Origin of the sequence: Pseudomonas sp. SORT22 (genome assembly GCF_018417635.1) — a bacterium.
Lineage (GTDB): Bacteria > Pseudomonadota > Gammaproteobacteria > Pseudomonadales > Pseudomonadaceae > Aquipseudomonas.
In genome coordinates this window covers 1,131,569-1,143,893 of sequence record NZ_CP071007.1, presented here as the reverse complement: position 1 = coordinate 1,143,893, position 12,325 = coordinate 1,131,569, and the positions used below count along the sequence as shown (strand labels likewise).

General features: G+C 62.0%; 11 protein-coding genes. 4 read left to right on the top strand and 7 right to left on the bottom strand.

Translation table 11 applies throughout. The annotated features are described in order from the left end of the window. Positions 1–92: 92 nt before the first annotated feature. The gene (locus JYG36_RS26740) at positions 93–227 is read left to right on the top strand and encodes a bacteriocin immunity protein (RefSeq protein WP_502937513.1); all 135 of its coding nucleotides are present in this window, start codon (positions 93–95) and stop codon (positions 225–227) included. A 98-nt stretch (positions 228–325) separates the two neighbouring features. Here JYG36_RS26740 and cysN read toward each other — a convergent pair whose 3' ends face one another. The 3 genes from cysN to JYG36_RS05425 all read right to left on the bottom strand — a co-directional run bounded on the left by cysN (position 326) and on the right by JYG36_RS05425 (position 4,054). Further along, positions 326–2,227 carry a sulfate adenylyltransferase subunit CysN gene (gene cysN, locus JYG36_RS05435; RefSeq protein ID WP_213603327.1) on the bottom strand — a complete coding sequence of 634 codons (1,902 nt, stop codon included), beginning with the start codon at positions 2,225–2,227 and terminating at the stop codon, positions 326–328. 14 nt (positions 2,228–2,241) lie between these two features. Continuing rightward, on the bottom strand, positions 2,242–3,159 hold the full coding sequence (gene cysD / locus JYG36_RS05430; protein ID WP_038998836.1) for a sulfate adenylyltransferase subunit CysD: 918 nt from the start codon (positions 3,157–3,159) through the stop codon (positions 2,242–2,244). 136 nt (positions 3,160–3,295) lie between these two features. Next, entirely contained in the window at positions 3,296–4,054 is a 759-nt protein-coding gene (locus JYG36_RS05425) for a Nif3-like dinuclear metal center hexameric protein (protein ID WP_093379772.1), read from the bottom strand. A 229-nt stretch (positions 4,055–4,283) separates the two neighbouring features. On the opposite strand from JYG36_RS05425, the gene algW reads away from it, so the two are divergent. Beyond that, positions 4,284–5,441: a Do family serine endopeptidase AlgW gene (gene algW, locus JYG36_RS05420; RefSeq protein ID WP_213603325.1), complete on the top strand. Its 1,158-nt coding sequence runs from the start codon at positions 4,284–4,286 to the stop codon at positions 5,439–5,441. A gap of 82 nt (positions 5,442–5,523) precedes the next feature. On the opposite strand, the gene JYG36_RS05415 is transcribed toward algW, so the two are convergent. The 4 genes from JYG36_RS05415 to JYG36_RS05400 form a co-directional block, all read right to left on the bottom strand. Continuing rightward, positions 5,524–6,288 (bottom strand): amino acid ABC transporter ATP-binding protein, encoded by a 765-nt coding sequence (locus tag JYG36_RS05415; protein ID WP_010220739.1) that lies wholly within the window; start codon positions 6,286–6,288, stop codon positions 5,524–5,526. A gap of 10 nt (positions 6,289–6,298) precedes the next feature. Continuing rightward, on the bottom strand, positions 6,299–7,396 hold the full coding sequence (locus tag JYG36_RS05410) for an amino acid ABC transporter permease (RefSeq protein WP_045197269.1): 1,098 nt from the start codon (positions 7,394–7,396) through the stop codon (positions 6,299–6,301). A 10-nt stretch (positions 7,397–7,406) separates the two neighbouring features. Then, entirely contained in the window at positions 7,407–8,585 is a 1,179-nt protein-coding gene (locus JYG36_RS05405; RefSeq protein ID WP_045197267.1) for an amino acid ABC transporter permease, read from the bottom strand. A gap of 67 nt (positions 8,586–8,652) precedes the next feature. Beyond that, on the bottom strand, positions 8,653–9,681 hold the full coding sequence (locus tag JYG36_RS05400) for an amino acid ABC transporter substrate-binding protein (protein ID WP_038998832.1): 1,029 nt from the start codon (positions 9,679–9,681) through the stop codon (positions 8,653–8,655). Positions 9,682–10,016: 335 nt separating this feature from the next. Here JYG36_RS05400 and JYG36_RS05395 point away from each other — a divergent pair, with 335 nt between their 5' ends. Both JYG36_RS05395 and rhlB read left to right on the top strand, forming a co-directional pair. After that, entirely contained in the window at positions 10,017–10,673 is a 657-nt protein-coding gene (locus tag JYG36_RS05395) for an alpha/beta hydrolase (RefSeq protein WP_213603323.1), read from the top strand. 102 nt (positions 10,674–10,775) lie between these two features. After that, positions 10,776–12,209, top strand: a complete 1,434-nt coding sequence (gene rhlB, locus JYG36_RS05390) for an ATP-dependent RNA helicase RhlB (protein WP_401289051.1) — start codon at positions 10,776–10,778, stop codon at positions 12,207–12,209. Positions 12,210–12,325 lie beyond the last annotated feature (116 nt).

Genomic DNA, 12,325 nt, shown 5'->3' with positions numbered 1-12,325 from the left:
AGCGAGGGCGGTGCACTGTATGACCTGGACAACCTGCCGGGGCCGCTGGCACCGAGCTCTATCAGGACACCTTGCTTGAGCACTTCATCGCAGTGACGCAACATCCAGAGGGCTCGGACCTGATTTTTTACCCGGCTGGCGATCAGGAACCAACGCCGCAGAAGATTATGAAGCAGATCCTGGAGTGGCGAGTAGCCAACGGCAGGCCTGGACTGAAGGTGGGCTGAATGAGGGCCCATCGCGGGGCAAGCCCGCTCCTACCGTGCGGTGAATTCGACCAACAAAAAGCCCCACCGAAGTGGGGCTTTTTGTTCAGCGCCAGCGCTTAGATCGCGCCACGCTTGCGCAGCAGCTCCAGCACCTGCTTGACGCCGTCTTCCAGGCTGACGTTCTGGGTGTCGATCACCAGGTCCGCATCCAGCGGTACGTCATACGGGAAGCTCTCGCCCGGGATGTTGTCGCCGCCGGCGGCATACAGGCCCTGCGGGTCACGCTCGCGGCACGCCAGAGGCGAAGCCTGGACGTAGACCGTGAGCAGGCGTTCCTTGCCGATCAGCACCTTGGCCTGTTCGCGGCCTTCGGCGTCCGGGGCGACGAAGGCGGCCAGGGTCAGCAGGCCGGCTTCGTTGAACTGACGCGCAACGTGCGCGGCACGGCGCCAGTTCTCGGTGCGCCCGGCGCGGTCCTGCGGCAAGCCTTTGTTCAGGTCGTGGCGCAGGTTCTGGCCATCGAGCACATACACCGCACGGCCCATGTCGAACAGCTTGCGCTCCACGGCATAGGCCAGGGTGCTCTTGCCCGCGCCCGAGAGGCCGCTGAACAGCACGGTGGCTGGCTGCTGACCGAAACGCAGGGCACGTTCTGCGGTGTCCACGTGGGCCAGTTTGCCGTGCTGGCCAACGCTGCCATGGGGCACAACCGGTGGCGCGATGATCATGCCGGCGCCAACGGTGCCGTTGGTCAGGCGGTCGATGACAATAAAGGCACCGGTGGTGCGGTTGCTGTCATAGCCGTCCAGCGCGATCGGCGCATCGAGGCTGACCTTGACCTTGCCGATCTCGTTGAGCTGCAGGGCACTGGCGGCGCCCTGCTCCAGGGTGTTGACATCGACCTTGTGGGCGATGCTGGCAATCGAGCCCGGCACATAGCTGGTGGCGCGCTTGATGTCGTATTTTTTGCCCGGCAGCATCGGCTCTTCAGCCATCCATACCAGCATGGCGTCGAACTGGTCGGTCACCGGCGGGACGTTGTCGGCGTGCACCAGCAGGTCGCCACGGGAGATGTCGATCTCGTCTTCCATGGTCAGGGTCACGGCCTGGCCGGGGCCGGCGTTTTCCAGCTCGCCTTCGAAGGTGACGATGGACTTGACCCGGCTGCTCTTGCCCGACGGTAGCACGACGATTTCATCGCCCTTGTGCACCACGCCGCTGGCCAGGGTACCGGCGAAGCCGCGGAAGTTCAGGTTCGGCCGGTTGACGTACTGCACCGGGAAGCGCAGGTCGGTGAAGTTGCGGTCGGCCGCGACTTCGACGGTTTCGAGGATTTCCATCAACGCCGGGCCCGTGTACCAAGGCGAACGCTCGCTGCGGTTGACCACGTTGTCGCCCTTGAGCGCCGACATCGGCACGAAGTGCAGGCTGCTCGGGCTCATGTTGATGGCTTCGGCGAACTTCAGGTAGTCGGCCTTGATGCTCTCGAACACGCCCTCGTCAAAGCCTTTGAGGTCCATCTTGTTGACCGCGACGACGATGTGCTTGATGCCCAGCAACGAGGCAATGTAGCTGTGCCGGCGGGTCTGGGTCTGCACACCGTAGCGGGCATCGACCAGGATGATCGCCAGGTCGCAGGTCGACGCACCGGTGGCCATGTTGCGGGTGTACTGCTCGTGGCCCGGGGTGTCGGCGATGATGAATTTGCGCTTGGCGGTGGAGAAGTAGCGGTAGGCCACATCGATGGTGATGCCTTGCTCGCGCTCGGCCTGCAGGCCGTCGACCAGCAGCGCCAGGTCGATGTCGTCACCGGTGGTGCCGACTTTCTTCGAGTCGCGGGTGATGGCTTCCAGATGGTCTTCGTAGATCATCTTCGAGTCGTGCAGCAGGCGCCCGATCAGCGTGCTCTTGCCGTCGTCGACGTTACCGCAGGTAAGGAAGCGCAGCAGCTCTTTACGTTCGTGCTGGGCCAGGTAAGCGAGGATGTCCTCGCTGATCAGATCAGATTGATGCGACATGAAGAGACCCTAACTTAGAAATAGCCCTGACGTTTTTTGTCTTCCATGGAGCCGGCGCCATCGTGGTCGATGACCCGGCCCTGGCGCTCGGAAGTGCGCGTCAGGAGCATTTCCTGAATGATGTCGGTGAGGCTTTCGGCCTCCGACTCCACCGCGCCCGTCAACGGGTAGCAGCCAAGGGTACGGAAACGCACCTTCTTCTTGACGATACGGGCCTTTTCTTCCTCCGAGAGGTGCTCGAGGATGCGCGCGTCGTCGATCATGATCAGGGTGCCGTTCTTCTCGATCACTTCACGCTCGGCGGCGAAGTACAGCGGCACGATCGGGATGCCTTCGAGGTAGATGTACTGCCAGATGTCCAGTTCGGTCCAGTTCGACAGCGGGAACACGCGAATCGATTCGCCCTTGTTGACCTTGCCGTTGTAGACGTTCCACAGCTCCGGACGCTGGTTCTTCGGGTCCCAGCGGTGCTTGCTGTCACGGAACGAGTAGACCCGCTCCTTGGCCCGCGACTTCTCTTCGTCGCGGCGTGCGCCACCGAAGGCGGCATCGAAGCCGTACTTGTCGAGCGCCTGCTTGAGGCCCTCGGTCTTCATGATGTCGGTGTGCTTGGCACTGCCGTGGGTGAACGGGTTGATGCCCTGGGCGACGCCGTCCGGGTTGACGTGGGTGATCAGCTCCAGGCCCATTTCCTCGACCATCTTGTCGCGGAAGCTGTACATCTCCTGGAATTTCCACTGGGTGTCGACGTGCATCACCGGAAACGGCAGCTTGCCCGGGAAGAAGGCCTTGCGCGCCAGGTGCAGCATCACGGCCGAGTCCTTGCCAATCGAGTACAGCATCACCGGGTTATCGAACTCGGCGGCCACCTCACGAATGATGTGGATGCTTTCCGCCTCCAACTGTTTCAAATGCGTCAGTTTGTCGACCATGGCTACTCACGGAAATACGATCTTATGGACGGCCAGCGGGCCGTGTTCGAGCGGGCCACTTTATCACAGCGCCCGATTCTATTTAGGCAGCCAACTAGAACGAAACAGTATAAGAATATGCCCTGCCGTTTTAGCTTTATATAGGGTTCGGGCAGTCGATGAACAGGTGTTCCAGGGCAAACCGTCGGGCCAGGTAATCGCCCAGCGCCTGCACGCCGTAACGCTCGGTGGCGTGGTGGCCGGCGGCGATGAAGCTGATGCCGTTCTCGCGGGCGCTGTGGAAGGTCTGCTCGGAGGCTTCGCCGCTCAGGTACAGGTCGACACCGGCAGCAATCGCCTGGTCGATATAGCCCTGGCCGCCGCCGGTACACCAGCCGACCCGGCGGATGATCTGCTCGCCTTCGATCAACAGCGGCTCACGGCCCATCACCTCCTGCACCTTGCGGGCAAAATCGCGCGCCGACATGGGTTCGGCGAGCGAGCCGACCAATCCGACAATGCGCGGGTTCTGCGGGTCCAGCGGGCCTTCGACAGTGATGTCGAGCTGGCGCGCCAGCTGCACGTTGTTGCCCACTTCCGCGTGCAGGTCCAGCGGCAGGTGGTAGGACAACAGGCTCAGGTCGTTTTTCAGCAGGGTTTTCAGCCGGCGCTGCTTCATGCCGGTGATGCACGGATTCTCGCCCTTCCAGAAATAGCCGTGGTGCACCAGTACCAGGTCGGCGTCGGCTTCGACTGCAGCGTCGAGCAACGCCTGGCTTGCGGTCACGCCACTGACGATGCGGGTCACTTGCGGGCGGCCCTCGACCTGCAGGCCGTTGGGGCAGTAGTCCTGGATTTTGGCGCTACCGAGGTAGCGTTCGGCTTCCTCGACCAGGGTACTCAAGGCAACAGCCATGGAAAGACTCCTCAATTTCGCAGTTCAGCGCGGCCCAAGGCCCCGTATAATGAGCGGCATTATGGGCCGTCGCCGGGTTTGGGGAAACCGACGGCAGTTGCCTGGGGGCTGGCATTGTTGGTTTTCGTGACGATTTAACAGTTCCTGCACAAGCCGCAGCGCAGTATGATCGCGCGCGTTTACGCTCCCAGCTGTCATCGGCCCTCTGCCAACTCCCAGGATTCGTTCAATGTTCAAGGCTTTGCGTTACTTTGGCTGGCCGCTGCTGGTCGGCGTGCTGATCGCCCTGTTGGTCATCCAGCGCTTTCCGCAGTGGGTCGGCCTGCCCAGCCAGGACGTCAACCTGCAGCAAGCCCCGCAAACCACGCGGATCATGCAGGGGCCGGTGTCCTACGCCGACGCCGTGAGCATCGCCGCCCCCGCGGTGGCCAACCTGTACACCACCAAGGTGGTCAACAAGACCGCCCACCCGCTGTTCGAAGACCCGCAGTTCCGCCGCTTCTTTGGCGACAACCTGCCCAAGCAGCGCCGCTGGGAGTCGAGCCTGGGGTCGGCAGTGATCATGAGCCCGGAAGGCTACCTGCTGACCAACAACCACGTGACCTCCGGTGCCGACCAGATCGTGGTGGCGCTCAAGGACGGCCGCGAAACCCTGGCACGGGTGATCGGCAGCGACCCGGAAACCGACCTCGCGGTGCTGAAGATCGACCTGAAGAACCTGCCGTCGATCACCATCGGCCGCTCCGACAACATCCATATCGGCGACGTCGCCCTGGCCATCGGCAACCCCTTCGGTGTCGGCCAGACCGTGACCATGGGCATCATCAGCGCCACCGGCCGCAACCAGCTGGGCCTGAACAACTACGAAGACTTCATCCAGACCGACGCCGCAATCAACCCGGGCAACTCCGGTGGCGCGCTGGTCGACGCCAACGGCAACCTCACCGGCATCAACACGGCGATCTTCTCCAAGTCCGGCGGCTCGCAAGGCATCGGCTTTGCCATCCCGACCAAGCTGGCTCTGGAGGTGATGAAGTCGATCATCGAGCACGGCCAGGTGATTCGGGGCTGGCTGGGGATCGAGGTGCAGCCGCTGAGCCAGGAACTGGCCGAGTCGTTCGGCATGCAGGGACGCCCGGGCATTGTCGTGGCAGGGATTTTCCGTGATGGCCCGGCACAGAAGGCCGGCCTGGAGCTGGGTGACGTGATCCTCAGCATCAACGGCGAACCGGCCGGCGATGGCCGCCGCTCGATGAACCAGGTGGCGCGGATCAAGCCCAATGACAAGGTGGCGATTCAGGTGATGCGTAACGGCAAGGAATTGAAGCTGACTGCTGAAATCGGCTTGCGTCCACCGCCGGCACCGGCAACCAAAGAAGAAAACTGATGGGTTAACAGCATCGCGGGGCAAGCCCGCTCCCACAGGTTTTGTGGTTTACCTGTGGGAGCGGGCTTGCCCCGCGATGGGGTCAGTGCAGAATCTGGCTCAAGAACAGCTTGGTCCGCTCATTCTGCGGCCGGTCGAAGAAGTCGTCCGGCGCCGCCTGCTCTACAATCTCGCCTTTATCCATGAAGATCACCCGGTTCGCCACGGTGCGGGCAAAGCCCATTTCGTGGGTCACGCAGAGCATGGTCATGCCGTCTTCGGCAAGGCCAACCATGGTATCGAGCACTTCCTTGACCATCTCAGGGTCGAGCGCCGAGGTCGGTTCGTCGAACAGCATGATCTTCGGCTTCATGCACAGCGCCCGGGCAATCGCTACCCGTTGTTGCTGGCCACCCGATAGCTGCCCGGGAAACTTGTTGGCCTGCTCCGGAATTCGCACCCGCTCCAGATAGTGCATGGCAATTTCCTCGGCCTTGCGCTTGGGCATCTTGCGCACCCACATCGGCGCCAGGGTGCAGTTCTGCAGGATGGTCAGGTGCGGGAACAGGTTGAAGTGCTGGAACACCATGCCGACTTCGCGGCGGATCGCTTCGATCTGCTTGAGGTCGTTGGTCAGCTCCACGCCATCGACGACGATGCGCCCTTGCTGGTGCTCCTCAAGACGGTTGAGGCAGCGGATGGTGGTCGACTTGCCCGAGCCCGACGGCCCGCACAGCACGATACGCTCGCCCTGGCGCACGTTCAGGTTGATGTCCTTGAGCACGTGGAACTGGCCGTACCACTTGTTCACGCCCTGCATCTGAATAATGCCTTCAGGGCTCACAGGCTGTTTGATCGCTTCACTCATGGGAACACTCCTAACGCTTGTGGCCTGTGTCCAGCTTGCGCTCCAGATGCATGGAGTAGCGGGACATACCGAAACAGAAAATCCAGAAAACCAGGGCGGCAAATACATAGCCCTCGGTCGCCATGCCCAGCCAGGTCGGGTCGGCAGCTGCCTGCTTGACGCTGTTGAGCAGGTCGAAGAGGCCGATGATGATTACAAGGCTGGTGTCCTTGAACAGGGCAATGAAGGTGTTGACGATGCCGGGGATTACCAGCTTCAGGGCTTGCGGCAGAATCACCAGGCCCATCGAGCGCCAGTAGCCCAGGCCCATCGCCGCAGCGGCTTCGTACTGGCCCTTGGGAATAGCCTGCAGGCCGCCACGTACCACTTCGGCGATGTACGCCGACTGGAACAGGATCACCCCGATCATGGCCCGCAGCAGCTTGTCGAAGCTCATGCCCTCAGGCAGGAACAACGGCAGCATCACCGAGGACATGAACAGCACGGTAATCAGCGGCACGCCGCGCCAGAACTCGATGAAGGTCACGCAGACCACCTTCACCGCCGGCATGTTCGAACGCCGCCCCAGCGCCAGCAGGATGCCCAGCGGCAAGGCCCCGACGATGCCCACGGTGGCGATCACCAGGGTCAGCATCAGCCCGCCCCACTGGTTGGTCGGTACCGTGGCCAGGCCCAGGTAGCCGCCGTGCAGCAGGGTGTAGGCGATGATCGGGTACAGCACCAGAAAGCCCAGGCCGTAAACCGCCTTGCGCGGGAAGCGCGAGATGAACAACGGCGCGGCGCCGATGACCGCCAGCCAGACGGTCAAATCGACACGCCAGCGCAGCTCGCTCGGGTAGTAACCGTACATGAACTGGCCGAAGCGCTGCTGGATGAACACCCAGCAGGCGCCCTCCTTGGTGCAGTCGGCGCGGGTGGTGCCCACCCAGTTGGCGTCGAAGATCGACCACTGCAGCAGCGGCGGCACGATCAGCCACACCAGGTACACGGCAAACAGCGTCAGCAGGGTGTTGAGCCAGCTGGAGAACAGGTTGGCGCGCATCCAGGCCATTACGCCGACGGCTTTGACCGGTGGCGGCATATCAGGTTTGAAAACATGGGTACTCATGCGCTTGTCCTCACCGCTCGATCAGCGCAATGCGCTTGTTGTACCAGTTCATCAGCAGGGAAATGCTGATGCTGATGGCCAGATAGACGCTCATGGTGATGGCGATCACCTCGATGGCCTGGCCGGTCTGGTTAAGCACGGTACCGGCGAACAGCGAGACCATTTCCGGGTAGCCGATACCGGCCGCCAGCGAAGAGTTCTTCGCCAGGTTCAGGTACTGGCTGGTCAGCGGCGGGATGATCACCCGCAGCGCCTGGGGAATGATCACCTTGCGCAGCGTCGGCCCTTCGCGCAGGCCCAGGGAGCGAGCCGCCTCGGTCTGGCCGTAGCTCACCGAACGGATGCCGGAACGCACGATTTCGGCGATGAACGCTGCGGTATAGATGGTCAGTGCCAGGGTCAGCGCCAGCAGTTCCGGGATCAATACCCAGCCGCCGACGAAGTTGAAGCCCTTGAGCTGCGGCATCTCCCAGTGCACCGGCGCGCCGAACAGCAGCACGCACAACGCCGGAATGCCGAAGAACAGGAACAGGCCGACCCAGAATTTGTGGAACGGCTCGCCGGTGGCCTCAAAGCGCCGGTTGGCCAGGCGCACCATTACCACAATGGCAAGGATTGCCAGTGCGACGGCGACGACGAATGGCCAGAATCCATCGGCCATGGCAGCACCGGGCATGTTCAGGCCCCGGTTGCTGATGAAGAAGGTGTCGTTGAGATTGATGCTACCCCGCGGTCCCGGCAGGGTCAGGAACACCGCGAAGTACCAGAACAGGATCTGCAGCAGCGGTGGGATGTTACGGAAAGTCTCGACATACACAGTGGCCAGCTTGCTGATCATCCAGTTCGGTGACAGTCGTGCCACACCGATGATGAAGCCCAGCAGGGTCGCGAGAATGATGCCGATGAAGGTTACCAGCAGGGTGTTGAGCAGGCCGATAACGAACACCCGCGCATAACTGTCCTGTTCGGTATAGGGGATCAGGTGCTGGGCGATGCCGAAACCGGCACTGCGTTCGAGAAAGTCGAAGCCCGAAGTGATCCCGCGGTGTTGCAGGTTGGTCTGGGTATTGTGAAACAGGTACCAGCCCAGACCGACCACCGCGACCACGGTGATAATCTGGAACAGCCACGCACGCACACGTGGATCGCTCAGGGATAGTCCCTTGGGTGCGCCGATATTATTTTGCATGTAATGCCCCGCAAGGAAGGGAACCGAACAGCCTGCGGCGGCCGGATGCCGCCGCAGGCCGCAACCGTCAGCGCACCGGTGGCGCGTACTGGATGCCGCCGTTGTTCCACAGGGCGTTCAGACCGCGGTCGATTTGCAGTGGGGTTTCCTTGCCCAGGTTTTTCTCGAAGACTTCGCCGTAGTTGCCGACCTGCTTGACGATCTGCACTACCCAGTCCTTCGGCAGTTTCAGGTCTTTGCCGTACTCGCCGTCGGCGCCGAGCATGCGGGCCACGTCAGGGTTCTTGGTGGCCTTGGCTTCGGCTTCGACGTTTTTCGAGCTGATGCCCATCTCTTCGGCGTTGAGCATGGCGAACAGGGTCCACTTGACGATGCTGAACCACTCTTCATCGCCTTTGCGCACCACCGGGCCCAGCGGCTCCTTGGAGATGGTCTCGGGCAGCACCACGTAATCGGCCGGGGCGGCCAGCTTGGAGCGTTGTGCGTAGAGCTGCGATTTGTCCGAGGTGAGCACGTCGCAACGGCCGGATTCCAGCGATTTGGCGCTCTCGTCGGAGGTGTCGAAGGTGATCGGGGTGTATTTCAGGCCGTTGGCGCGAAAGTAGTCGGAGACGTTGAGTTCGGTGGTGGTACCGGCCTGGATGCAGATGGTTGCACCGTCCAGTTCCTTGGCGCTGGAAACGCCGAGCTTCTTGTTGACCAGAAAACCGATGCCGTCGTAGTAGGTAACACCGGCGAACACCAGGCCCATGCCGGCGTCGCGCGAGCTGGTCCAGGTGGTATTGCGCGACAGCACGTCGACTTCGCCCGATTGCAGCGCGGTGAAGCGCTCCTTGGCGTTGAGCTGGCTGAACTTGACCTTCTTGGCGTCGCCGAACACCGCAGCGGCGACCGCGCGGCAGACGTCGGCGTCGATACCGACGATGTTGCCCTTGGCATCCGGTACCGAGAAGCCCGGCAAGCCGTCACTGACGCCACATTGAACGAATCCCTTCTTCTGTACTGCGTCCAGGGTCGCACCTGCCTGTGCGAAACCGCTGATACCCAACGCGGTAGCAGCGGTAACCACTGCCAGTGTGGATTTCAACATCTTCATTCAAACCTCCAGTTTTGCTCTTGTTGTGTGAGCCGGGATTGCACCGCACCCTTATGAGGCGCATCCGACCCGTGTTGGCTTGTTTTTGGGTCAATTGGCGCAATGCGCTGTTCTGTGACAGCCTTGGGGACCGCTAACGGGTGTTACCGTCCAAAACGTGTAACCTCGCATCTGGAGTTTCATAGCAAAGCGCGTACCACACTGAAGGGCTAAAGCGTTTCAGTTAACGTCAATAGGAAAACTTGCAACCTTGCGACAGGTTTTTCCCGGATTTACCCGACGCGCCTTCATTTCATGCACGCAAACAAGAGCCCGCGCACACTTTCGGAGCAGTCATGACCCACCCGCTGATTCTCGAACCACAAAAAACCGCAGACGCCTGTGTGATCTGGTTGCACGGCCTGGGGGCCGATCGTTACGACTTCATGCCGGTGGCTGAGGCCCTGCAGGAAGTTCTGCTGACCACCCGCTTCGTCATGCCCCAGGCACCCACCCGTCCGGTGACCATCAACGGCGGCTATGCAATGCCCAGCTGGTACGACATCAAGGCCATGAGCCCGGCGCGTGCCATCGATGAAGACCAGTTGCACGAATCGGCGGAACAGGTGATCGAACTGATCAAGGCCGAGCAGGCCAAGGGTGTGGCCCTGTCGCGGATCATCCTCGCCGGCTTTTCCCAGGGCGGCGCCGTGGTGCTGCACACTGCCTATATAAAGTGGCAAGAAGCCCTGGGCGGCGTACTGGCGCTTTCGACCTATGCCCCGACTTTCACCGAGGCACGCGAACTGAGCGCCTGCCAGCAACGCACCCCGGCCCTGTGCCTGCACGGTGTGTACGACCCGGTTGTGCTACCGGCCATGGGGCGCAGCGCCTACGAGCACCTGAAGAACTGGGGCGTCAGCGCCAAGTGGGCCGAGTACCCGATGAAGCACGAAGTGCTGCAGGAAGAAATTCGCGATATCGCCGACTGGCTGGCCGAGCGCCTGCGCTAAAAGAAGCGTTCCCTGTAGTTGTCAGTGCAATCCACTACGCCGCGCCCGATTCTTGCATTACACTGCCCGGCGTACATTCCTTAACCAATTGATGAGATGACCGTGCTCAAAGCACTCAAGAAGATGTTCGGCAAGAGCGAGGTTGAGCAACTCGCCACCGAAACCGCTGCCCCCGTGAAGCAGCCGCCCGCAGTACCCCAGGCCCCTGCCCCGTCGGCACCGCTCAAGACCGAAGCCGTGGACCCTGCCCCGGCACGCGCCGAAAAACCGGCCGAGGCCAAGCCGCGCCGTGAGCGCAAGCCAAAGCCCGCCGCCTCCACCTGGAAGCTCGAAGACTTCGCCGTCGAGCCGCAGGAAGGCAAGACCCGCTTTCATGACTTCAAGCTCTCACCCGAGCTGATGCATGCGATCCACGACCTAGGGTTCCCGTACTGCACGCCAATCCAGGCCCAGGTGCTGGGCTACACCCTGCGTGGCAAAGACGCCATTGGCCGGGCCCAGACCGGTACCGGCAAGACCGCAGCCTTCCTGATTTCGATCATCACCCAGTTGCAGCAGACCCCGCCGCCGAAAGAGCGCTACATGGGCGAGCCACGGGCGCTGATCATCGCCCCGACCCGCGAGCTGGTGGTGCAGATCGCCAAGGACGCCGCGGCGCTGACCAAGTACACCGGCCTCAACGTCATGACGTTCGTCGGCGGCATGGACTTCGACAAGCAGCTCAAGGCCCTCGAAGCCCGCCACTGCGACATCCTGGTCGCCACCCCGGGCCGCCTGCTGGACTTCAACCAGCGCGGTGAAGCACACCTGGACATGGTCGAGGTGCTGGTGCTGGACGAAGCCGACCGCATGCTCGACATGGGCTTCATCCCCCAGGTGCGGCAGATCATCCGCCAGACCCCGCCCAAGAGCGAGCGCCAGACCCTGCTGTTCTCGGCAACCTTCACCGAAGACGTGATGAACCTGGCCAAGCAGTGGACCACCGACCCTGCCATCGTCGAGATCGAGCCCGAGAACGTCGCCAGCGAGACCGTCGAGCAGCACGTCTATGCCGTGGCCGGCAGCGACAAGTACAAGCTGCTGTACAACCTGGTGACCGAGAACAAGTGGGAACGGGTGATGGTCTTTGCCAACCGCAAGGACGAAGTACGACGCATCGAAGAGCGCCTGGTGCGCGATGGCGTCAACGCCGCCCAGCTGTCGGGCGACGTGCCGCAGCACAAGCGGATCAAGACCCTCGAGAGTTTTCGCGAAGGGCGCATCACCGTGCTGGTCGCCACTGACGTGGCTGGCCGCGGTATCCACATCGACGGCATCAGCCACGTGATCAACTTCACCCTGCCGGAAGACCCGGACGACTACGTGCACCGCATTGGTCGTACCGGTCGTGCCGGCACCAGCGGCGTGTCGATCAGCTTCGCCGGTGAGGATGACTCCTACCAGCTGCCAGCCATCGAAGAACTGCTGGGGCGCAAGATCAGCTGCGAGATGCCACCGACCGAGTTGCTCAAGCCGGTACCGCGCAAGCATCACTGAGTGCAGTAACACCAATCGCGGGGCAAGCCCGCTCCTACACCACCCTGTAGGAGCGGGCTTGCCCCGCGATGCTTTTTACACCTCGGCATATTGCCCAAATAAACTAAAAGTCCATA